This window comes from Kitasatospora sp. NPDC058063 (assembly GCF_042885395.1).
GTDB classification, from domain to species: domain Bacteria; phylum Actinomycetota; class Actinomycetes; order Streptomycetales; family Streptomycetaceae; genus Kitasatospora; species Kitasatospora lactacystinica.
Window position 1 is genome coordinate 30467 of the sequence record NZ_JBHVSD010000001.1, and the last position, 21367, is coordinate 51833.

22 protein-coding genes, 4 tRNA genes and 1 pseudogene are annotated in these 21367 nt (G+C 74.4%); 9 read left to right on the plus strand and 18 right to left on the minus strand.

Annotated features, from left to right (window positions below; genetic code table 11):
• Positions 1–54: 54 nt before the first annotated feature.
• From ACFVUY_RS00150 to ACFVUY_RS00180, 7 genes are all read right to left on the minus strand, one after another.
• The gene (locus ACFVUY_RS00150) at positions 55–1026 is read right to left on the minus strand and encodes a RimK family alpha-L-glutamate ligase (protein WP_387693938.1); all 972 of its coding nucleotides are present in this window, start codon (positions 1024–1026) and stop codon (positions 55–57) included.
• 65 nt (positions 1027–1091) lie between these two features.
• Positions 1092–1739, minus strand: a complete 648-nt coding sequence (locus ACFVUY_RS00155; RefSeq protein WP_387726262.1) for a methyltransferase — start codon at positions 1737–1739, stop codon at positions 1092–1094.
• 28 nt (positions 1740–1767) lie between these two features.
• Positions 1768–3102, minus strand: coding sequence for a hypothetical protein (locus ACFVUY_RS00160; RefSeq protein ID WP_387726265.1), 1335 nt, complete (start codon positions 3100–3102; stop codon positions 1768–1770).
• Positions 3099–4280, minus strand: a complete 1182-nt coding sequence (locus ACFVUY_RS00165) for a hypothetical protein (RefSeq protein ID WP_387726268.1) — start codon at positions 4278–4280, stop codon at positions 3099–3101. The genes ACFVUY_RS00160 and ACFVUY_RS00165 overlap by 4 nt, the downstream gene beginning before the upstream one ends.
• Positions 4281–4366: 86 nt before the next feature.
• On the minus strand, positions 4367–5725 hold the full coding sequence (locus ACFVUY_RS00170; RefSeq protein ID WP_387726271.1) for a DUF6002 family protein: 1359 nt from the start codon (positions 5723–5725) through the stop codon (positions 4367–4369).
• A gap of 828 nt (positions 5726–6553) precedes the next feature.
• Positions 6554–6626, minus strand: a tRNA-Lys gene (locus ACFVUY_RS00175).
• Between the two features lie 47 nt (positions 6627–6673).
• A complete protein-coding gene (locus tag ACFVUY_RS00180) occupies positions 6674–7471 on the minus strand; it encodes a DNA polymerase beta superfamily protein (protein WP_380547004.1) in 798 nt (265 codons plus the stop codon).
• A gap of 125 nt (positions 7472–7596) precedes the next feature.
• Here ACFVUY_RS00180 and ACFVUY_RS00185 point away from each other — a divergent pair, with 125 nt between their 5' ends.
• Together ACFVUY_RS00185 and ACFVUY_RS00190 are read left to right on the plus strand one after the other, a co-directional pair.
• Positions 7597–8358 carry an SDR family oxidoreductase gene (locus tag ACFVUY_RS00185; RefSeq protein ID WP_387726274.1) on the plus strand — a complete coding sequence of 254 codons (762 nt, stop codon included), beginning with the start codon at positions 7597–7599 and terminating at the stop codon, positions 8356–8358.
• Positions 8359–8469: 111 nt separating this feature from the next.
• Positions 8470–9165, plus strand: a complete 696-nt coding sequence (locus ACFVUY_RS00190; protein WP_387726276.1) for a tyrosine-protein phosphatase — start codon at positions 8470–8472, stop codon at positions 9163–9165.
• 7 nt (positions 9166–9172) lie between these two features.
• On the opposite strand, the pseudogene ACFVUY_RS00195 reads toward ACFVUY_RS00190, so the two are convergent.
• Positions 9173–9631: pseudogene (locus ACFVUY_RS00195) on the minus strand (RICIN domain-containing protein); the annotation flags it as partial.
• A 101-nt stretch (positions 9632–9732) separates the two neighbouring features.
• Between ACFVUY_RS00195 and ACFVUY_RS00200 the strand changes: the two are divergent.
• Together ACFVUY_RS00200 and ACFVUY_RS00205 are read left to right on the plus strand one after the other, a co-directional pair.
• On the plus strand, positions 9733–10827 hold the full coding sequence (locus tag ACFVUY_RS00200) for a hypothetical protein (RefSeq protein ID WP_387726279.1): 1095 nt from the start codon (positions 9733–9735) through the stop codon (positions 10825–10827).
• 145 nt (positions 10828–10972) lie between these two features.
• Entirely contained in the window at positions 10973–11308 is a 336-nt protein-coding gene (locus ACFVUY_RS00205) for a hypothetical protein (protein WP_387726282.1), read from the plus strand.
• A gap of 15 nt (positions 11309–11323) precedes the next feature.
• Here the strand turns inward: ACFVUY_RS00205 and ACFVUY_RS00210 are convergent, their stop codons facing one another.
• The 6 genes from ACFVUY_RS00210 to crcB (ACFVUY_RS00235) all read right to left on the minus strand — a co-directional run bounded on the left by ACFVUY_RS00210 (position 11324) and on the right by crcB (ACFVUY_RS00235) (position 16984).
• Complete coding sequence (locus ACFVUY_RS00210; protein ID WP_387726285.1) at positions 11324–12151, minus strand: TIGR02452 family protein; 828 nt, start codon at positions 12149–12151, stop codon at positions 11324–11326.
• 188 nt (positions 12152–12339) lie between these two features.
• A complete protein-coding gene (locus ACFVUY_RS00215; RefSeq protein WP_387726288.1) occupies positions 12340–14529 on the minus strand; it encodes a DEAD/DEAH box helicase in 2190 nt (729 codons plus the stop codon).
• Positions 14530–14724: 195 nt separating this feature from the next.
• Positions 14725–15456 (minus strand): hypothetical protein, encoded by a 732-nt coding sequence (locus ACFVUY_RS00220; RefSeq protein WP_387726291.1) that lies wholly within the window; start codon positions 15454–15456, stop codon positions 14725–14727.
• A 222-nt stretch (positions 15457–15678) separates the two neighbouring features.
• Positions 15679–16053, minus strand: a complete 375-nt coding sequence (gene crcB / locus ACFVUY_RS00225) for a fluoride efflux transporter CrcB (protein WP_387693927.1) — start codon at positions 16051–16053, stop codon at positions 15679–15681.
• The gene (locus ACFVUY_RS00230; RefSeq protein WP_387726294.1) at positions 16050–16448 is read right to left on the minus strand and encodes a DUF190 domain-containing protein; all 399 of its coding nucleotides are present in this window, start codon (positions 16446–16448) and stop codon (positions 16050–16052) included. The genes crcB (ACFVUY_RS00225) and ACFVUY_RS00230 overlap by 4 nt, the downstream gene beginning before the upstream one ends.
• Positions 16445–16984: a fluoride efflux transporter CrcB gene (gene crcB, locus ACFVUY_RS00235; RefSeq protein WP_387726297.1), complete on the minus strand. Its 540-nt coding sequence runs from the start codon at positions 16982–16984 to the stop codon at positions 16445–16447. The genes ACFVUY_RS00230 and crcB (ACFVUY_RS00235) overlap by 4 nt, the downstream gene beginning before the upstream one ends.
• A 70-nt stretch (positions 16985–17054) precedes the next feature.
• On the opposite strand from crcB (ACFVUY_RS00235), the gene ACFVUY_RS00240 reads away from it, so the two are divergent.
• The 4 genes from ACFVUY_RS00240 to ACFVUY_RS00255 all read left to right on the plus strand — a co-directional run bounded on the left by ACFVUY_RS00240 (position 17055) and on the right by ACFVUY_RS00255 (position 17832).
• Positions 17055–17396, plus strand: a complete 342-nt coding sequence (locus ACFVUY_RS00240; protein ID WP_359897958.1) for a metallopeptidase family protein — start codon at positions 17055–17057, stop codon at positions 17394–17396.
• 125 nt (positions 17397–17521) lie between these two features.
• Positions 17522–17594: transfer RNA gene (locus ACFVUY_RS00245), tRNA-Glu, on the plus strand.
• A 63-nt stretch (positions 17595–17657) separates the two neighbouring features.
• Positions 17658–17731, plus strand: a tRNA-Asp gene (locus ACFVUY_RS00250).
• 27 nt (positions 17732–17758) lie between these two features.
• Positions 17759–17832: transfer RNA gene (locus tag ACFVUY_RS00255), tRNA-Phe, on the plus strand.
• A 66-nt stretch (positions 17833–17898) separates the two neighbouring features.
• Here ACFVUY_RS00255 and ACFVUY_RS00260 read toward each other — a convergent pair.
• On the minus strand, positions 17899–18303 hold the full coding sequence (locus ACFVUY_RS00260; RefSeq protein ID WP_387726300.1) for a type II toxin-antitoxin system VapC family toxin: 405 nt from the start codon (positions 18301–18303) through the stop codon (positions 17899–17901).
• Positions 18300–18530 carry an antitoxin gene (locus ACFVUY_RS00265; protein WP_359897961.1) on the minus strand — a complete coding sequence of 77 codons (231 nt, stop codon included), beginning with the start codon at positions 18528–18530 and terminating at the stop codon, positions 18300–18302. Before ACFVUY_RS00265 ends, ACFVUY_RS00260 begins: the two co-directional genes overlap by 4 nt.
• Before the next feature lie 135 nt (positions 18531–18665).
• Between ACFVUY_RS00265 and ACFVUY_RS00270 the strand changes: the two genes are divergently transcribed.
• Complete coding sequence (locus tag ACFVUY_RS00270; protein WP_387726303.1) at positions 18666–19193, plus strand: DUF3995 domain-containing protein; 528 nt, start codon at positions 18666–18668, stop codon at positions 19191–19193.
• 13 nt (positions 19194–19206) lie between these two features.
• On the opposite strand, the gene ACFVUY_RS00275 is transcribed toward ACFVUY_RS00270, so the two are convergent.
• Positions 19207–20283, minus strand: coding sequence for an alpha/beta hydrolase family protein (locus ACFVUY_RS00275; RefSeq protein ID WP_387726306.1), 1077 nt, complete (start codon positions 20281–20283; stop codon positions 19207–19209).
• Between the two features lie 82 nt (positions 20284–20365).
• Positions 20366–21286: a zinc-binding dehydrogenase gene (locus tag ACFVUY_RS00280; protein ID WP_359897964.1), complete on the minus strand. Its 921-nt coding sequence runs from the start codon at positions 21284–21286 to the stop codon at positions 20366–20368.
• Positions 21287–21367: the final 81 nt, after the last annotated feature.

Consider the following 21367-nt stretch of genomic DNA (forward strand, 5'->3'; position numbering starts at 1 on the left):
GCCCGCTCTGCCGGGCGGGTGCGGCACGGGCCCGCGGACCGGACCGTCCCGGGCTCAGCGGCCGGGCGGCTTCCCCTCGAAGCGTCGGCCTATCCAGCCGAAGAAGGCGTCGGCGACCCTGCCGAGTTCCGGCTCGGGCATCACCGTGAAGCCGCCGTGCGCGGTGCTCCACTCGTTGAGGACCGGACCGGAGTCCGTCATCAGCCAGTCCACGCAGATCCACTCGGCCCGCAGGTCGCGGGCGATACGGGCGCACTGGTCCGCGACCCGGTCGTGGTCCAGGTTCACCTCCACGGACCCGCCCTGGCTGACGCTCGCCAGGTAGCCGCCGGGGCGGGGGCGGCGGGTCAGCGAGGAGACGACCTCGCCGTCGGCCATGAAGACGCGCATGTCGCCGGTGTGCGGGATCAGCGGCTGCACCAGGTACCCGCCGACGGCCTGGGCGACGACGTCGATCACCGCGCCGAGCTGCTGCTCGGAGTCGACCCGCAGCACGCCGTAACCGCCGGTCAGTTCACGGGGCTTGACGATGTAGGGGCCTTCGCCGAGCGCGCGCCGCACCTCCCCGAGCACCCGCCGGGCGTACCTGCCGGGCGGCACGGCGACGGTGTCCGCGGTCCGGATGCCCAGGCCGGCGGCGTGCTGGAGCTGCGCGAGCTTGTCGCGCTCCAGGTAGTCGGGGCCGGTGTACGAGCGGTTGAGCAGGACGGAGTCGCTCGCCTCGATGGTGCGGTAGACGGCCCGCAGCGCCTGGAGGCCCTGCGGGTCGGTGGCCATGTCCTCGACGATGAAGCACTGCCGCCGCTCCAGCAGGTCCTCGTCGCCGTGGCGCAGGACCGGCCTGCCCCCCACGCAGGACGGCACCAGTTCGGTGGCGCTGATCACCCGGAAGTCGAGGCCGCGGGGCCGGGAGAGCGCCGAGTAGCGCCGGGTGATGCCCCGTTCGAACGCCTCGACCCCCGCGGGGTCCAGGTCCTCGGACTGGTAGATCCAGGTGATCACGGGATTCGTCGTGGGACGCGGCATGATGCGCTCTCCTCGCGCTGTGGTGTCCGGTGGTCGGCGTGGAACGGGTGCCCGGAGCGGGGGCCTCAGGACGTCCGGGACCCGGGCAGCCGGGACCAGAGGAAGTAGTAGTCCTCGCGGCCCTCGCCGCATCCGAAGGCGCCGACGATCTCCAGGCCGGCCTTCCCGACCATCTCCGTGAAGTCCTCCGGGGCGGAGAACCGGTGGTTCTCCTGGATGAGGACCGAGCCGCCGGGCCGCAGCCGCTCGGCCGCCGCGTCGTAGAAGGCACCGTGGATGGCCCAGTCGGTGTCCTTCCAGATCAGCGGCGAGTGGGAACGCTGGTAGTCCGAGGCGGCCGCGTCCTGGTTGACGTGCGGCGGGTTGCCGACCATCAGGTCCCAGCGGAGGTCCGCCGGCACGTCGTCGAAGCCGTCGGACAGGTGGAAGCGGGCGCGGCCGCGCAGACCGTTCTCGGCGATGGTCCGCTCGACCGCGTCCCCGGCGGCGGGGTTCACGTCGCCCAGGTCGACCGAATCGCACAGGCCGGCCGCCAGCAGGGAGAAGCCGATGAACCCGGGGCCGGCGCACCACTCGAAGACCGATCCGACCCGGCCGAACCGGGACCGGACGAACGGCTCGTACGCCCGGCCGAAGGTGTTGCCGCCGCCGTCGAGTTCGGCCGTGTAGGACACGGACACCGGGCCGTAGTCGGCACGCGAGTAGATCGTCATGTCGTCCTCCTGGGGAGAGTCGCGGGGCTCAGCGGAGCGCGAACGCCACGTTCGACAGGGCTCCGTGGCCGTGGATGCTGACCACGCCGTCCCGGTCGGGCGGGAGGTAGCGCACCATGCAGCCGGCGGCCCGCCCGTCGAACAGGAAGGGGCTGAAGACCGGGACCACCTCGGCCTGGTGGCTGCCGGATCCGTCCGGACCGGCGAACTCCATCCGGTGCGGCACGGGTTCCACCCACTCCTGGACGATGTGGTCCTGCGCCGCGGCGGCCGCGGTCACCGCCCCCCGCCAGACCTGCGGCGGGCACGAGCGGCCCACCAGGACCTGCTGCCCGCTCATCCCGATGGCGGGCTTCAGCACGAACTCCTCCTGGCGTTCCAGGAGCAGTTCCGGGAGCGGCACGGTCCGGCCGTGCCGCTCGACGGGCCGGTCCCCGACCACGCGGGTCCACGGCAGGTAGCGCTCGACGGTCCGCCGGTCCCGGTCCGTCATCCACGGCCGCCCCTCGGACACCCAGCCGAGCACCTTCTTGTTGGCGATCAGGTACGCGGTCTGGCTCGCGATCAACCGCACGCCGGCGTCCAGGGCCGTCCGCACCGGCCCGAGGTCGATGCCGTGGCCGAGCCATTCGAGGATCGTGAAGTGGCGCAGCCCGAGCCGGTAGCGGGGTTCTCCCGGCAGGCCGAGTCCGTCGAGCAGGTCCTCCGGCTCGAAGGTCTCGGCCGCCAGGCCGCGGCGGCGCAGCGACTCCTCCTGGATCTCGAAGTAGCGGCTGGGAGGACCGCCGAAGTCGCGGAGCGTGCCGACGATCGCGACCGCGGGCTTCACGCCCAGGGCCCGGACGGCGCGCACGAAGAGTTCGTCGCGCACCGCGAGCGGATCGACCGCGTCGAAGGGCATCCGCTCCGGGCCGCCGAACGCCGCCACCCACGCGGCGGTGTGCAGTGCCGTGTCCACCACCCCGCCGATGCCGGAGCCGATGTTGAACTCCAGGAACCTGGGGCCGGAGGCGCCCACCATGACGTCGGGCCGGGCGATGCAGGTGGCGTAGTCCTCCTCGGCCGGGCCGTCCATGACGAGGGGGTACATCCGCTCGTCGGCACCGAGCGCGGCGATCCGGCCGGCCGCCGTCGGAGCGCGCTCCAGCAGCGTGCGGCGCAGCAGCGCCAGCAGGTCGGCGGTGGCGGTGAACAGCTCGTCGTAGGAGGAACGCGGCAGCATGACGGGCCGCAGGGACGACGCGACCGGCACCACCCGGGCGTACTCGCCGTCCTCCACCCGGGCCAGTTCCCGCTGGACGGCGGGCAGTTCGAGCCGGTTGTCGAGCGGCGGCGGTGCGGTGCCGTACCACGGGGCCATCACCTGCGGGCCCTTCCGGCGGGCCCGCGCGCCGCGCCGGCGAGGAATTCGTCGAGGTCCACCTCGCGCACCCCCGCCACTCCCGGGGACTTGGCGGAGTAGTCGAGCCGGGGGGCGCGCCGCCCGTCGCGGAAGTAGACCGCCTCCAGGGTCCCGTCCGTCCTCTCGGCCAGGACCGGATTGGCGACCAGGTAGTCCCGCACCTCCGGCGTGTCGGCGCGGACCTGCAGCCACAGCCGCTTGGCGCCGAAGTGGTTGGGCGGCGGCAGCACGCTGGTGCCGAACCGCCGCTTCCACTGGTAGGTGCCCTTGCTGACGAAGGGTTCGGTGCCCTGGAAGTCGAGGCGGCGCACGCCGTGGCGGGCGCACCAGTCGATGAGGAAGTGGTAGATCGCCTTGAAGGCGCCGCTGTCGTAGTGCTCCCGCGCGCCGTCGACCACTCCCAGCAGGCGCAGGGTCATCGTCCCCGATGCCCGGTCCCAGTGGCAGAGCGCTCCGCCGATCGGTTCGCCGTCCTGCCGCAGGACGAACATCCGGCCGCCGCGGAAGAGGCACTCGTAGGAGACGTCCTTGGTCTCGGTGCGCTCCCGGTCCCCGTGGCGCCGGAACATGGTGGGCCGGTAGAGCCGGTCGTAGAAGTGGTCGAACCAGGCCGGGTCGCGGCTGAGCCCCCAGGTCCAGGCGTGGTCGCGCAGGTCGTGCTTGAACTGCTGGCGCTCGCGCTTGGAGATGCGCTGCCGGACGGTGTCGGGGTCCGCGTCGAAGTCGATCACGAAGTGCACCCGCATCGGCACGATGAGGGAGGCCTCGCGCGGCAGCGCGCGGGCGCGCTCGGCGCTCGTACCGACGATGACGATGTCCGCGTCGGGCAGCCGGGCGGGGTCCCGGAGGGCGGCTCCGGTCAGCCGGCCGGTCCGGCGCCGGACGCCGTGGACGTCGGCGTCGCGTCGGAGCTCGGTGAACTCCAGGGTGTACGCGAGGCCTTCGGCGAGGCCCGCGTAGCTCACCGACAGTCCCCCGGCCTCCGAGCGGACGGCCGGGAAGCCGGCCCCGTCCCGGGTGTCCCAGGCGGTCCGTGCGGTGGTCAGGACCCGGTTGCCGCTGTTGCGCCAGTGGTAACCGGTGTGCATGCGCAGCCGCTGGTGCGGCGTGGCGCGCGGGGGCGGGACGGCAGGGGCCACGGGGCTATCACCTCGGCGGGTCGTCGGTGGCGAGCGGGGCGGCGGCGGAGCGGGGCCCCGGCACGGGCGGGGCCCCGCCAGAGCGGTCAGGCGGAGGGCGTGGCGTCCAGCACCACGCGCCGCAGGTCCTCGGCGGTGGTCACCGGGTGCAGGTCCCGGACGGTGAGGTGGCCGTAGTCCGTCGCCGAGTAGCTGCCGGAGCCGTGCACGAGGATGTCGGTCTCGGGCACCAGCCCCCGGTCGACGGCGTTGAGCAGGCCCGTCATCGCCATCACCAGGGACCACTCGCGCAGCGCGGTGGGGTTCGCGGGCAGCCGCACGCCGGCCTCCCCGAGCAGCGAGCGCACCTGCCCGTAGCGGCCGAGGCACTCCGCGAGCGAGACGACGATGCCGCCGCCGCCCTGGGTGCGGATGAGTTCGTTCATCCGGGGCGAGGTGGGCGGGTTGCGGGTGTAGAAGGTCGGGTCGAGGGTCTCGCCCGGATCGAAGGTCTGCGCGGGGTACCGCGGGTCGGCGCTCTGCGTGAACAGTCCCGTGCCCGTGTCGTAGGAGTACGCCGGGAGGTTCCCGGTGTCGGTGGAGCCCTCGTTGTACAGGCTGAGCACCATGTCGGGAGCGCCCAGGTGCTGCACCAGGAAGTAGTGCGGCGGCAGGGTCCGGGAGCGGACGTCCGCGGGGAGCCGGCTGCGGCCGTGGGCGTGGCCGAGCAGCCCGTAGGCGCTGGAGACCGCGTGCACGTGCAGCCGGGTCTCGCCGGGCGCCGAGGGGAACAGGTCGGCCTCGGCCAGCGCCCTGACCACGTCCGCCGCCAGGTAGTTCTCCAGCTGGAGGGTGTACCAGAGGTTGGTCTCGCACTCCTTCTCCAGAGCGCTCCGGTGTTCGTCGACCAGCCCGAGGGCGATGGCCTTCACGGTGCCGGGCTCCTCGCCCCCGTACACCGCGATCGGGTTGCGCGCCCGCAGCCCGGGGTCGGTGAACAGCTCGGAGCTGCGCAGCTTGGCCACCGCCCCCTCGGGGACCACCGTGACGACATTGAGCCGGTCGGCGTCCACCAGACCGGTCCGGACGGCCCGGAGCACCGCGTCGCGCATGGCGATGGCCTTGTTGGCGGAGGACGGCGTGACGATGGTGACCCGCCGGCCGGTGTCCTGGACGAAGCGGACCGCCCTGGCCACGATGACCAGCGAGGCGAAGGTCTTGGTCGTCATGGTGGCCGGGTTGCGCGTGAGGTCGAGCAGCGCGAGGTTCCGGCCCCGGTACGACGGCATGGCCGCGTGGCCGAGGCCGGAGACCGCGAGGTACTCGCGCATGGCCTCGGTGAGTTCGGGCAGTTCGACGCCCGGCGTGAAACCTTCGGCGTCGGCCTTCTCCGGGCCGCCCAGGAGGTCCCGCAGGACTGAACGGATCTCTTCGTAGTACCGGACGAGAGCATTGTCGAGAATCACTTTTCCTGCCTCTTTCCACCGGAGATCGATTCCGCCCACGAGCCCGCACGGTCATGCTCGCGCAGGCTGGTGACGGCCGTCAGGGAAACCGAGAAAGTGGGCCGCGACCCTGGTCATTACGAAAGAAAAACCCAGTGCACACAACATCGACACGCCATGCCGATCGCGGCCCCCCGGGGCGCCGCGCGGAACCCGGCGAATTCCAGGGCCGAAAGCGGGTCGGACTCTTCCGCTGGCTCGACCGCACCCGTTGGGGCCTCCGCGTTCGCGAAACCTCTCAACCCCGGGTGATTCGGTGAAATTTTGTGCGGACGGGTGATACGGCAGCTGCTTGTCGAGAGTATTGATTCATTGACCGTCCCCGGTCAACAACCCTTCGGTGTGACACGGGTTACACCGCGTCCATTTCGCTATGACATTGACCCCCGTTCCCCCCTCTTGCGGGACAAACGCCCATCTGTGGAGCAATTTCCTCGGATCCGAACCCACCTGGCGTGCGGGATTCAGGAGAACCGGACAGCCCGGGTGACATTGCCGCCCCTCGGGGGCTGTTCGCCCGGATGTCCGAGAATTCATGGTCCACCTGGACACGAACTGTCTTGTGGACTCTTTCCCGCGACGACCTCGCCGATGGTCCGGCCCGGCCCTTCGGGCCCCGGCCGCCGGAACCGCCGAGCGCCACCTCCGCCGGGTCGCCGAACGGCGGAACTCCCGCCGCGGCTCGGCCGGATGACACCTCACCCGCCGCGCCCCGCACCCCGCCCCGCGCCGATCACGACGAAGGGCGCCCTCCCCGAAGGGAGGACGCCCGGACTCGCCTCGACCACGTGGGCCACCAGGGGCTCGAACCCTGAACCTACGGATTAAAAGTCCGCAGCTCTGCCAATTGAGCTAGTGGCCCGCGGTCCCGGCCCGCCCGGATGCCCGGGTGGAAGGACCACGGCGATCCTACCCGGTGGGGCCCAGGGCTCCGCCAGTGGATTGCGCGGGCGTGCCGGGCTCGTGGAGCGGGACTTGAGGCGGGGTGTAGTGGACGGCGCGGACCCGGCGGAGCCAGGCCTCGACGGGGCGCTGGTCGGGGGCGGTCGGCAGGACACCGCGGCCGGCCAGCCGGTCGGCGGCGTCGGCGAGCAGGCCCTCCGCGAGGGCGGGGCGGTCGGCGATGCGTTCGCCGAGTTCGCGGATGCGTTCGGGGTCGGGCAGCCGGATCAGGTTGCGGCCGGTCTCGTGCAGGCGGACGGCCTGCTCGACCAGCCGGACCAGGTGCCGGGCGTGCTTGGCGGCCCGGCGGCGGGCGGCCGGGTCGGCGGTGTCGCGGGTCAGCAGCTTGCGGAACTGCTGGTCGGCGTAGCCGAGGTAGGCCTTCCGCACGGCCGGCGCGCTGAGGAAGGCCGCACGCAGGCCGACCAGTTCGTCGCCGAGCGGGGTGCGGACCTCGTACAGCTCGTCCGGCAGCCAGACCAGTTCGGAGGCGGTCGGGTTGCAACCCAGCGCCAGCCGGCACCATTTGGCGGCCTCGTGCAGGGTGACGTCGGGCGCGGTGGTGACGTGGGACTCGGCCGGGCGGTGCAGGCCGTGCAACTCCTCGGTGGGGGTGGCGAACAGGCCCAGCCGGTCGAGGTCGGAGCCGGCGTGGGCGAAGCCGTACGCGGTGGAGCCGACGATGCCCGAGAGCAGCACCGTGCCGGGAACGGAGGCGACACCGGGAACGGAGGCGACGCCGGGAACGGCGGTCGTGGTGGACATCGGCGGACTCCTCTCGGACGGACGGGCGGGCACCGCATCCTCGTCCGGGCATCCTCGCCGAGCGGGCCGCGCCGGGCGAGCGAATTCCGGTCCGGGCCGCCCGGCCGCCGGGTAGCGTACGGTCCATGTCGACCACCCCCACCGACGAGGTCCTGATCGTCACCGGCGCCGGCCGCGGCATCGGAGCCGCCACCGCCCTGCTGGCCGCCCGCCGCGGCTACCGGGTCTGCGTCAACTACCGTACGGACGAGGCCTCGGCGACCGCCGTGGTGGACGCCATCCGGGCCGGCGGCGGCACCGCCCTTGCGGTCCGCGCCGACGTCACCCGCACCGCCGAGGTGGAGCGGCTGTTCACCACCGTGGACGACGAGCTCGGCCCGCTCACCGGGCTGGTGAACAACGCCGGCACGCTGGAGAAGCAGTGCCGGCTGGAGGAGATCGACGAGGACCGGCTGACCCGGATCTGGGCCGCCAACATCACCGGCCCGTTCCTGTGCGCGGCCCAGGCCGTCCGCCGGATGTCCACCCGGCACGGCGGGCGGGGCGGCGCCATCGTCAACGTCGGCTCGGCCGCCTCCCGGATCGGCTCGCCGAACGAGTACGTCGACTACGCGGCCGCCAAGGGCGCGGTGGACTCGATGACCCGCGGCCTCGCCCTGGAGGTCGCCGCCGAGGGCATCCGGGTCAACACGGTGCGGCCGGGGCTGATCCACACCGGCATCCACGCGCTCGGCGGCGAGCCCGGCCGGGTCGACCGGGTCGCGCCCGGCCTGCCGATGGGGCGCGGCGGGCAGCCGGAGGAGGTCGCCGAGGCAATCCTCTTCCTGCTCTCCCCGGCGGCCTCGTACACCACCGGGGCGTTCCTGGAGGTCTCGGGCGGGCGCTGAGCGGCCGGTCGCCCACCGGCGGGGGCCGGTTTCGGACGGTGTCCTCCCGCCGGGCCGCCGACCTCGCACTCCTCCTTCCTCCCGCCCGCGCCCGCCCGTACCGTGGTGGCCATGACCGACGCCTTCATCGACATCCCCGGTGTGCGCAACTTCCGTGACGCGGGCGGGATCGGCGCCCTCCGCCGGGGCGTGCTGTACCGCTCCGGGTCCTTCCACACCCTCACCGAGGAGGGCGCCCGGCGGCTCAAGGCCCTCGGCCTGCGGACGGTCTTCGACCTGCGCAGCGCGTACGAGCTGGAGACCTGGCCGGACCAGCGGCACGGCCTCGACCACGAGACCCTCGGTCTGCCGACCCTTCCCCCGCACCCCGAGGACGCCGACCGGCCCTGGCCCGAGGACCAGGCCGCCCTCTACCCCTTCATGGCCTCGACGGCCGGCCCTTCGCTCGCCGCCGTCGTCCGCCGCCTCGCCGCTCCGGACGCGCTGGCCGCCGTCGTCCACTGCGCCGTCGGCAAGGACCGCACCGGGCTCACCATCGCCGTCCTCCAGTCCCTGCTGGGCGCCTCCGAGGCCGAGATCACCGCCGACTTCCTGCTCTCCAACATCGGCCTCGGCCTCGACAAGGGCCCCACCCCGTACCTCGACGAGACCGGCACCGAGCGCCTCTCCCGCCCGGTCGACGCCGAGCTCCTGGTCTCCTCCCTGGCCTGGATCCACGACCACCACGGCACGATCCCCGGCTACCTCCGCCACCACGGCACGACGGACGCCGAACTCGACGCCGCCCTCGCCAACCTCGCGGACTGACGGGCCCTCAGCCCTCCCGGCGCTCGAAGCGCCACCACTGGGCCGGGGCGTCGACGTCCTCGCTCTGGTGGACGTCGGCCTCCGGGGTGTCGCCCGCCGTCAGGGGCTTGCCGCTGATGAAGCTGGTGACCGTGTAGGTGCCCGGGGCATCCACGTGGGCCTCCAGCAGCCACTCCTGGGCACCGAAGGCGTTGGCCGACCACTGCTGGATCCGGACGCCGTCGTCCGTCGAGGCGCCGGTGACGTCCAGGCGCTTGCCGCTGCCGGCGTTCTCGATGTGGAACAGCGCGCCGCCCGGGTGGACGGCGGCGAGGTGCCAGAGCTGGGCGTCACTGCCGTCGTCCGCGCCGAGGACGATCCGGGCACCGCTGCGCCGGGAGGCGTCGGCGACCTGCAGCAGCAGGCCGCTCCCGACGTTGCGGACCAGGTAGCTGCCGTCGGTGATCTCGGAGTCCGTCACGGTCGAAGTCTGCCACCGGGCACCGACAGGGGCCCGCGTAAGGCCCGGGCGGGCCGGGGCGCGGAGGAGTTTCCGCCGGACCGGCTCCGCCCCCTATGCTGCGGCGAATGTCCACCGAGCAGATACCGTCGCACCGTCAACAGCCCACCTTCTCCGAAGCCGTGGCCGCCCTGGAGGCCGTGGTCGCGGCCGGGGACGACGAGCAGTTCGGGCCCGCCCTCGGGCTGGTCGGCGGGCTGTTCGGCACGGCCGACCCGGCGGAGCAAGCGGCGGCCGGTCCCCGGCTGGCCGCCCTGCTGCCGGACGCCCCGCCGTTCCCCCGGGCGCACCTGGCCATGGTGGTGGGCGCCTGCGTGGAGCACGGCGCCGACCCGGTCGCCTGCTCCGGCCCGGTGCTGGCCGGACTGCGCGGGGCGCTGACCGGCGCGCAGCTGCTGGTGCGGCGCTGGGTCTCCACCGGCGGCGGCCCGCTGCCCGACGCGGAGGAGGACGATCCGGCCGAGGCGCACGAGCGGATCGCCGACCCGGCGCACCTGGACGAGTGGCACGCCCACCTGGCCGTGGTCGCCTGGTGGACGCTGCACCTGTGGCAGCAGGCGGCCTGGGCGGTGTACACGCACCCGGAGGTCCGGGCCGAGGCCCGCGCCTCGGGCGTGACCGAGGTGATCCTGGAGCTGTTCGACCGCTACCAGGGCGAGCAGCACGACTTCAAGGGCCTGGTCCACCTGGCGCTGATGCTGGACGACGAGCCGCTGCTGGTGCTCGACCGCCCCACCGGCACCGGCTACCTGCTGCGGATGAGCGGCCTGAGCGACACCTTCCAGCTGCACACCCTGCTCGCCGACGTGCTGATCGGCGGCGGCCACCTGCCCGGCACCCCGCAGGACCGGGAGGTGGTGGCACTGGCCCGGACGGCGTTCCTGGACGGCCGCCGGGTGGTCGCCACCGGCGCCTTCAACCTGGTCGCGCCGGACGGCTCCTGGGTGTGGAACGAGGGGACGCCGAGCGACATCCCGGTGGTGGACGGCGTGCGCACCCTGGTCCTGGAGCCGCTGCCGTACGAGCGGAGCTGGTCGGCCGGGCGGTTCATCCAGGAGGTCCCGGGCGACCTGCGGCTGGAGCGGGTGCTCGACCCGGCGGAGGCCGCCCGCCGGCTGGCCGCCACGGTGCCGGGGCAGACGCCCGCGGAGGCGTTCCGGTAGGAGGCCCGACGGCGCTCCGGCATGAGGCGCTGCCGGCACTCCGGCGGACGACGCTGCCGGCGCTCCGGCGGGAGGCCCCGGCGGCCCCGTTCGTTCACCGGGTTATGGTCGGAGAACGACACAGCCCCCACGAGTGGAGTCGACGATGGCGAAGGTCCCGAACGTGTTCACGGCCGCCGCGCCCGCCGCGCTGACCGCGGCGAGCGGTCTGGTCGGCGGTTACGGCGTCGCCCGGTGGAGCGGCCGGCGCGAACTGGGCGGCGCGGTGCTGGCGGTGGCCGGTGCCGGGGCCGCCGCGCAGTGGCGCCGCAGCGCGGGTGCGGGCACCGCGGCGGCGCTGACCGGCCTGTACGTGGCGGCCTTCGGCGGCTCGCACCCGCTGGCGAAGCGGATCGGCGCCTGGCCGTCCGTCCTCGCCGTCACCGGTGTGGTCGCGGCGGCGTCCACGGCCGCCACGGTGCTCGCCGCCCGCCGGAAGTAGCCGGCCCCCGGACGGTCACCCCGCGGTGAACCGGGCCTCGAAGGCGGCCCGGTTCGCCGAGACCGGCGAGCGGTCCCAGACCGCGAACACCACCTGATCGAAGGCCGCCCCGTACCGGGCCAGTGCCCCCTCGAAGGCCTCGGCGACCTGCGCCGGGTCGTTGCGGAACACCCCGCAGCCCCAGGCCCCGAGCACCAGCGTGCGCACCTCGTGCCGGGCCGCCGCCGCGAGCACCCGCACGGCCCGCTCGGCGAGCACGCCCCGGACGTCCGCACCGGCCGAACGCCGTTCCAGCTGCCCGGCGTTGGGCGCGGGTGAGGTCAGGAAGGTGACGGGGTACGGCTGCGCCAGCAGCTCTCCGCGCCCGTCCCGGATCACCGGCACCGCCGGCGAGACGATCACCCGGTGGCTGTACCGGAGGTCGGTGGAGGCCCGGTGCGCCCCGTAGTAGTCCGGCGCCTCCAGCAGGCAGCTGTACAGCAGCGCGCTGCGGCACAGGTCCTCCTCCTGGGCGCGGGCGCCGCGCAGGTAGCCGCCGCCTGGGTTGCGCGCGGAGGCGAAGTTCAGCACCCCGACCGGCCCCGCCCCGGCCCCGACCAGTCGGCGGGCGGCCTGGATGCTGCCCTCGGCCGTCACCTCGATCCGTCCGGCCGCCGGCCCCGGCCCGCGGTCGCCCGCCGCCAGCAGCGCGTCCAGCCCCTCCGGCGCGTAGGACACCGTGCCGGCCCGCGCCGCCCCCAACTCCTCCCCCACCTGCACGAGTTCGCCCCCGGCCGTCCGGTAGCTCCCCCGCTCGGCGATCTCCTCGTTCACTCGCGCCACATCGTGCAGTCTGCTGCTCATGGCCGCGACGCTACGGGACCGCGGCGCCCGCACGCCACAGGTTATTCTCACTCCCAGAACAACACTCCGGGGGTCCGGCACGGGGGAACGCGAGGCCGCCGGGGAAACGCGAAGGGCCCGCTCCGGGGGACGGAGCGGGCCCTTCGTACGTTCAGCCGGGCCGGCGGTCGACTACCGCCGGTGCGGCGTCAGTTCTTCCAGCGCGGCTTGCGGTCGTCGCGGTCGAAACCGCCCGGGCGACGGTCCTCGCGGTCACGGCCGGCGCCGAAGCCGCCGCGGTCACGGTTGAAGCCACCGCGGTCGGACTGCGGACGGCCGCCGGAGCGGTGGTCGTCGCGGCGCGCGAACGGACGGCTGCTGCCGCCGCGCTCGTCGCGGTCACGGCCGAAGGCCGGACGGTCACCGAAGGAACGGGCCGGACGGTCACCGAAGCCGCCGGAGCGGCCGCCGCGGTCGTCGCGGTCGCGGTTGAAGCCGCCACCACGGTTGTCACGGTCACCGAAGCCACCGGAACGGCCGCCACGGTCGTCGCGGTTGAAGCCGCCGCCACGGTTGTCACGGTCACCGAAGCCACCGGAACGGCCACCGCGGTCGTCACGGTTGAAGCCACCGGAGCGGCCGCCACGGTCGTCACGGTCGCGGTTGAAGCCGCCGCCACGGTTGTCACGGTCACCGAAGCCACCGGAACGGCCACCGCGGTCGTCACGGTCGCGGTTGAAGCCGCCGGAACGGCCGCCACGGTCGCCGCGGTCGTCACGGTCACGACCGAACGCCGGACGCTCGTTGCGCGCCTCGCGGTACGCCGGGGTGCGCTCCTCGGCCACCGGGGCGGCGGTCTCGACGACGGTCTCCGAAGCCTCGCCGGCCTCGGCCTCGGCCTCGGCGGCCGGCTCCTCGTCCTCGATGCCCAGGTCGGCCCGCTCGCGCGCCGCACGGGCGGCGAGGCGGTCGGCCTCCTCGCGCAGCTCGGTGGTGCGGCGCTGCGCGCGCTCCAGCTGGCGGGTCATGTCGGCGAGCTCGCGCTCGGCGGCACCGGCGATGTTGGCGGCGCTCTCGGCCTGGACCTCGGTCAGCGAGCGGGCGCCGGTGATCTTGGCGACCTCCGCGTCGAAGGCGTGGTCGAGGATGTGGCGCGAGGCGTCCACGCCCGCGTCCTCCATCAGACGGAAGACGCCGCGGCGCTGGTGCGGCAGCACCAGGGTGACGACGGCGCCGGAGCGGCCGGCCCGGGCGGTACGGCCGGAGCGGTGCAGGTAGTCCTTGTGGTCGCCGGCCGGGTCCACGTTGAGGACCAGGTCGATGCCGTCGACGTGGATGCCGCGGGCGGCGACGTCGGTGGCGACGACGACGTTGGTGTAGCCGTCCTTGAAGTCGCCGAGGACGCGGGTGCGGGCGCCCTGGGTCATGCCGCCGTGCAGCGCGTCGGCCTTCACGCCGGCCTCGATGAGCTGCTCGGCGACGCGGTCGGCGCCCATCTGGGTGCGGACGAAGATGATCGTGCGGCCCTTGCGGGCGGCGATCGCGTTGGTGATCGGCGCCTTGTCCTTGGGCTTCACCACGAGGATGTGGTGGGTCATGGTGGTGACCGCGCCGGCCGACGGGTCGACCTCGTGGGTGACCGGGTTCTTCAGGTAGCGCTTGACCAGGGTGTCGATCTCGTTCTCCAGGGTGGCGGAGAACAGCAGGCGCTGGCCGCCGCTCGGCACCTGGTCGAGGATCTCGGTGACCTCGGGCAGGAAGCCCATGTCGGCCATCTGGTCGGCCTCGTCGAGCACGACGGTCCGGACGTCGGCCAGCTTGGCGCTGCCACGGTTCAGCAGGTCGCGCAGACGGCCGGGGGTGGCGACCAGGACGTCGACGCCGCGCTCCAGCGCGTAGATCTGGTTCGACATCGAGGTGCCGCCGCAGACGACCTTGAGCTTGAGGCCGAGCACCGAGCCGAACGGCTCCAGGGCGTCGGCGACCTGCATGGCCAGCTCGCGGGTCGGGACGAGGATCAGGCCGCGCGGGTGCTTGGGCTTGGTGCGCTCGCCGTCGGCGAGGCGGGTCAGCAGCGGCAGGCCGAAGCTCAGGGTCTTGCCGGAGCCGGTGCGGCCACGGCCCAGCACGTCCTTGCCGGCCAGGGCGTCCGGGATGGTCGCGGCCTGGATCGGGAACGGGGTGGTGACACCGCGCTTGGCGAGGGCACGCACGACGTCGTCGTGCAGGCCCAGGTCGCCGAAGGTGATGGTGGGCTCGGCGGCCGCCTCCTCGGTGGCCTCCTCGGCCTCGGCGATCACCTCGTCCGCGGTGGTGTCGATGGTGTCGTCGGAGTCGGTGACATCGGCGGCGGCCTCGTTCGCGGGCATGGCGAAGCGGGCGTCGTCAACGAGAGACATGCAAAACCTTCCGGAAGTGGCACGCGCCAAAGTCCGGGGTTCTGTTTCACAACCGCCTCTATGCGGTCAGCCACGGATCGCCGGAACGCGCCAAGGGCGCCAGATGGGAATAGGGCGCCAGTCAAATGGATCAAACGAACGATCTACCACCATAGACGAGCCTGGGGATCGGAGGCAAATGCCCTGCTCAATCCGCTAATGCCCGGCCGCGCGCGGGCTCGGTGCCGAGGAACCGGAGCTGCCGGAGGACGGATCCGGGGCCGGCGGGACGGTCGCGGCGGGCGAGCTGTGCTCCGGCGCGGGCGTGCCGGACGGGTGGCTGCTCGGGGTGGTCGTGGGTCCCCCGGCCGCGCCGCCGCCGGACCGGCCCTCCCCGGTGCCGCCGGTACCGCCGGAGCCCGCCGCACCGCCGGTTCCGCCCGCTCCACCGCCCGGGTGCGGAACGGGACTTGTGTTCGTACCGCCCGCCGAACCGCCGCCCGGACCACCGTCGGGAGCGCCCGCCCCCGGCACCGGGACCACCCCGGCCACCGCGCCGTTCGCCCCCGGGGCCGCCTCGCCGGGCGCCGTCGACGAGGCCCCGTTCGACCCGCCGTCGCCCTGGAGGCCCCCCGACCGCTCGGGGTGCCCCGAGGCCCCGCCCGGGTGCCCCGAGCCCGGCGAGGCCGAGGGCCCGCCCGTCGCCCCCGGCCGGACCGCCGGCCCGGCCTGCCCGACCGGCGCCACGCCGTGCTTCTCCTCCGCCGCCGGACCCACCGACATGCACCCGGTCAGCCCGAGCCCGGCCACCGTCAGCAGCGCCGCCGCCCGCACCGCGCGCGAGCGCGGGACCGCCGCCACCCGCCCCGGAGCCGGACGCGCCGCGGCCAGCCGCACCCGCACCGCCCGTACCGCCCGCACCGTCCGCGCCGCCCGCACCGAAGCCACTGAGGTCCCTCTCTACCGCCCCACCCGGGCCGCCCACTCGCGCGGCCGCTTTCGGTGCCCAACGCGCGCCCGGCCCGGCGGGACACGGGCAGGGCGCAAGCTCGCCCGGCGGGGCCGGCGCTCCGGCCGCCCGCCCCGGGGCCGTCCAGGGCCGCCCCGGGGCCGCCCAGGGCCGCTCAAGGCCCGTCCGGCACCCCTCGGCGCCTCTCCGGTGTCCGCGGCTCAGCCCCAGAGCGCCGAGGCCAGCTCCGCGCCCCCGTAGACCGCGGCCAGCCCGGCCAGCACACTGCCGGCCACGTTGGCCAGCGCGTACCGCCCGGCGCCGGTCTCGGTCAGCCGCAGGGTCTCGTACGAGAAGGTCGAATAGGTGGTCAGCGCCCCGCAGAGCCCCGTCCCCAGCAGCAGCTGGACCTTCGAGGAGGCCGCGCCCGCCGCCACCGCGCCGGTCACCAGCCCGAGGATCAGGCAGCCGGCCACGTTCACCGTGAACGTCCCCCACGGGAACACCGAGTCGTGCCGGGACTGCACCGCCCGGTCGGTCAGGTACCGCAGCGGCGCGCCGACCACCGCGCCCGCCACCACCAGCAGCCAGTTCACTCCGTCGCCTCCCCCGGGCCCGCTTCCCGGCCCGGCCCCCGGCCCGAACCCTGCTCCGCCCCGCGCCCCGCGTAGGTGACCACCTCGCAGCGGTCCAGCAGCACCAGCCCCTCCGCCACCATCCCGTCCAGCTGCGGCAGGAACGCCCGCACCCGCTCCTCCTCGTCCACGATCACCACCGCCACCGGCAGGTCCTCGCTCAGCGACAGCAGCCGCGTGGTGTGCACCAGCGACGAGGCCCCGAACCCCTCGATGCCCCGGAACACGCTCGCCCCGGCCAGCCCGGCCTCCCGGGCCCGGTGCACGATCTCGCTGTACAGCGGTCGGTGGTGCCAGCGGTCGCTCTCCCCGATCAGCACGGTCAGCCGCAGCGCCGGCCCGCTCAGCCGGCTCATCGCACACCCCCGGCCCGCTCCGCGGCACCCCGCCCGGCCCCGCGGCGGACGACCCGGTGGATCAGACGCCGGGTCAGCCCGGCCGCCGCCCACACCGCGAGCAGCGCGCCCACCAGGGTCAGCCCCAGGTACGCGAGGGCGGGCCCGGTCCGGCCGTCCTCCAGCAGGCGGCGGATGTCCACCGCGTACGTCGAGAAGGTGGTGAACCCGCCCAGCACGCCGGTGCCGAAGAACGGCCGCACCAGCGGATGCGCCTGGCGCCCCTCGGTGATCACCACCAGGAACACCCCGATCACCGCGCAGCCGACCACGTTGACCAGCAAGGTCGTCCAGGGGAAGGCCGTCGGGCCGGTCTGCCAGCCGAGCCCGGCCGCGTACCGCGCGCACGCGCCGATCGCCCCGCCCGCCGCGACCACCGCCACCGCCCGCCCCTGCCCGCGCAGCACCGGCGGCCGGCCGGGCCGGCGGACCCGCGCCGGGGCGCCGTCCACGGTGCCGCCCGCGGCGTCGTCCACGGCGCCCTCCGAGGTCGTCATAGCCCCATCAAACACCGGGCTCCGCCACCTGGCACACCGTCATCCGACACCGGACAATGATCCGGTGGAGATGACCCGGGAAGAGTTCGAGACGCTGGTCGGCGACGCCCTCGACCAGATCCCCCCGCACCTCGCGGCCATGATGGACAACGTCGCGGTCTTCGTCGAGGACGAGCCCGACCCGAGCGACCCGGAGCTCCTCGGGCTCTACGAGGGCACCCCGCTCACCGAGCGCGGCGAGTGGTACGCGGGCGTCCTGCCCGACCGCATCCTGATCTACCGCGGCCCCACCCTGCGCCACTGCGAGACCCGCGAGCAGGTGGTCGAGGAGGTCCGCACCACCGTCATCCACGAGGTCGCCCACCACTTCGGTTTCGACGACCACGAACTCGACGAACTCGGCTGGTCCTGACCCCCGGCCACCGGCCCCACCCACCCCGCACCCCCACCCGGGCGAAACCCGTTTTGGCGATCCGCCCTGCATCCCATATGCTTCTCGACGTCCCCGAACGCTGGAAACAGCGGGACAGGCCGCAAGCCCTCATCGTCTAGTGGCCCAGGACGCCGCCCTTTCAAGGCGGTAGCACGGGTTCGAATCCCGTTGGGGGCACGCAGTACCGTAGTAAAGTGCAGTGCGCAAGACCGCAAGACCCTGAGTGGTTCGCCACTTCTAGGTCCCGTGGAGCAGTTGGTTAGCTCGCCACCCTGTCAAGGTGGAGGTCGCGGGTTCAAGTCCCGTCGGGATCGCTCGTCTCGCAAGAGACGGTGCAGTACGGCCAGGTAGCTCAGTTGGTACGAGCGTCCGCCTGAAAAGCGGAAGGTCGCCGGTTCGACCCCGGCCCTGGCCACAACCGGGAAGCCCCCGTAGCGAATTCGCTACGGGGGCTTCGTCGTTCCGCCGCCGGGCCGGTCGACTACACGAAGACCTCGATCTCGCACCTGGCCGCGCCGCTGCGCCGGATGCGGGCGTCACTGGTGACCAGCGGCACACCGAGGGTCTCGGCGAGTGCCACGTACTGGGCGTCATAGGCGCTGATGTTGTGGTCGAGCTCCCGAACCCGCTGCCAGAGGATCAGCGTCTCGTGCTTGGTGACGGCGAGCGAGCGGTAGTCGGCGATCGCCTTCTCCGCCTCCTTCCCGGTGAGCTTCCCTCCCCGAACCATTCCGAACAGGGCCGAGACGAGCTCGTAGTCGAGCAGACCCGGGGCCGCGAGCGCGTCCAGTTCGCGGAGCCGGGCGCGTACGGCGTGGCCGACCGGGCTGTGGTCGGTGAGCACTCGGACCAGGGCCGAGCAGTCCACGACGACGGTGGATGTCACCGGCGCTCCCGGCCCTCGTCGATGGCCGAGAGGATGTCGGCCGTGCTGACCTCGGTTCGGGTCTCCCGGTCGAGCCTGGTCATCATCTCGGCGAGCGACGGGGTGGCCGCCTCCCGGGTGACGAGGTCGAGCAGGTAGGCCTGGAGGCTCTTTCCGGCCCGCGCGGCCTTCAGCTTGAGGGTGTCCAGGATCGGGTCCGGGACCTCGCGAATGGTGATGGCTGTCATGCCTGCATTTTAGCTGCACCAGCTGCACAATGCTGGCGGTCCCTCGGGGCAATCACCCGGTTCCCCCCGGAGGGGGAGGGGGACCCGCCCGGGGGACGATCCGGCGGGCCGGGGCGGCGCGGGACCGTGGACGGCATGGAGACGACACGGGACATGGGCTGGAACCGGGTGGTGCGGGGAGCCGGGTACGCGGCGGCGGGGTGGGCCGTGGCCTTCGCGCTGGTGCATCTGTACTGGCTGGCGGACGGACGGCTGGGGCTGCCGGACGGGCGGTCGGTGTGGAGCAGCACGCCGCTGCTGGTGATCGACGTGATCGCGATCCCGTTGTGCGCGGTGGCCGCCGCGGTGGCGCTGGCGCCGCTGCGGCGGTGGGGCGCACGGGTGCCGGCCCGGCTGCTGGGCACGGCGCTGTGGGGCACCACCGCGCTGCTGGTACTGCACGCCGCGCCCTCCGTGCCGGACTGGATCGCGCTGGCCGTCGGCAGCCGCTCGGCTGCCGAGATGGACGCGCCGGCCCGGTTCGTGACCTTCGGCTACGAGCCGTTCTTCCTGGCCGGCGGCCTGCTGTTCGCCGCCGCCTCGCTCGGTCACCGGGTGCCCGGCCGGTCGGCCGTGGTGAGCCGGGCGGTGAGCCGGGCGGCGGCTCGGTCAGCCGGGCGGTGAGCCGGTCAGCCGGTCAGCCGGTCAGCCGGTCGGTGAGCCAGTCGGCGGTGGCGGGGAGCCAGTCCGGCAGGGCGGTGCCGAGCAGGTGGTTGCCGTGCGGCACGAGCAGCAGTTCGGCGTCCGGGGCGTGCTCGGCGAGGGCGGTGGCGGCGGTGACGCCCGGGATGCGGTCCTCGCCGCCCTCGACCACCAGCAGCGGGACGGTGATCGCCGGCGCGAGGGCGGTCAGGTCGATCCGCTCGGCGAAGGCGCGGGCCGCCCGGTACCCGCCGCAGCGCTGCGCCAGGGTCGCGGTGACGAACGGGACCAGGCCCTCCCAGTCCAGCCGGTACGGGCCGCTGACCACGGCGGCGGCGCGCAGCCGCGGCTCGCGGGCGGCGGCCACCGCCGCGTAGTGGCCGCCCAGGCTGAGGCCGATCACGGCGGTCCGGTCCGGGTCCAGCCCCGCACGGCCGGCCAGCGCGTCGAGGGCGCGGCCGACCACCCGGTGGTACTCCGGCTCCGGCGCGCTGCCGGCGGCCAGCACGCCCTGTCCGGGCCCGTCGACGGCGAGCACCGCGACACCCCGGGCGAGCAGGGCGTCGGCGACCGCGTGGAATTCCTCCTTGCCCGAGTCCATCCCCGGCACCACCAGGACCACCGGGGCCCGGCCGCCGCTCCCGTCGGCCTCCCGGCCGGCCGCCGGGCGGCGCAGCCAGCCCGCGAAGCCCTCGCCCTCGACCCGCTCCGCCCCCGGGTCGAGCAGGGCCAGCGCCCGCCGCATCGCCTCGTCGGCCTCCGCGGCGGCCTGGGCCGCGGCCGCCCGGTCGGGGTGCGGGAGCAGCCCGGCGAAGTGGTACCAGCGGGCGGCGCTCCGGTACCGCTCGCCGGCGGTGACCGTGCGGCCCTCGGCGGCGGCCCGCTCCGCCGCCCCGGCGTGCCGGTGGCCGGCCGCCCGGCAGGCGGCCGGCCAGTCGTGCGGGGAGGTCAGCGGGGCGGTGACCCGGGCGTACTCGTACGGGTCCAGGCCGGCGCCGTGGGCGCGCGGCCGGTTCTCCTCGACGAAGGCGGGCAGCAGGCCGGGGGTGTCGAGGAAGGAGAGGTCGGGCACGGCGGAGGTTCCCTTCGAAGTCGTTCGTGTCGTTCGCGTCGTTCGTATTCGGAGCAGGCGTCGGGCGGGTGCCGGGCGGACGTCAGGCGAGGGTCAGGACGGCCTTGCCGCGGATCCGGCGCTCGCGCAGGTCGGTGAGCACGGCGGCGGTCTCCGCCCAGGGCGCGACCCGGCCGAGCTCCGGGGTCAGCCGCCCCTCCCGGGTGAGGCGCACCAGGGTGGCCAGGTCGGCGCCGTCCGGGACGTCCGAGTCCGCGTAGTGGAAGTGCCGGACGACCGCCGACTCCGGGCCCGCGAAGAAGTCGAAGAAGTCGAGGGTGACGGGCGTCCGGGAGGCCTGGCCGAACCAGATCAGGGTGCCGCGCCGGGCCAGCCGGGCCAGCGCGAGCGGCAGCGCGGCGCCGCCGGTGGACTCCAGCACCAGGTCGTACGGACCGCGCGCCTCGCCCGGCTCGTGGACCACCTCGGCCGCTCCCAGCTCGACCAGCCGCCGGCCGCGCTCCGGGGAGGCGGTGACGGCGGTCAGCTCGGCCCCGGCCGCGGCGGCCAGCTCGGTGACGTAGTGCCCGACGCCCCCGGAGGCCCCGGTGAGCAGCACCCGCCGTCCGGCCAGCGGCCCCGCCGCCCGGAGCAGCCTCAGCGCGGTGAGGCCGGCCAGCGGCAGCGCGGCGGCCCGTACGGTGTCCAGGCCGTCGGGCAGTTCGGCGAGGGAGGAGGTCGGGACGCACACGTACTCGGCCCACCCGGCGGCGGGCGGATGCCCGACCACCCGGCGGCAGACGGCCGGGCCCGACCCGTCGGCGGCGGCCTGCACCACCAGCCCGGCCACGTCCTTCCCCGGCCGCCACCCGGCCCGGGGCGCTTCCAGCTGGAAGGTCTCGCCCCGGTTCACCGAGAACGCCTCCACCTTCACCAGCGCCTCCCCCGGCCCCGGCCGCGGCTGTTCCACCTCCGCGAACCGCACCGGCTCCGCCGCCCGACCCGTCGCCACCAGCGCCTTCATCCCCACTCCTCCGTCGGTCACCCCCTCACCCCACCGCGCGCCGCCCCGGCCGGTCCAACAACCGCGGGACGACGGCGACAA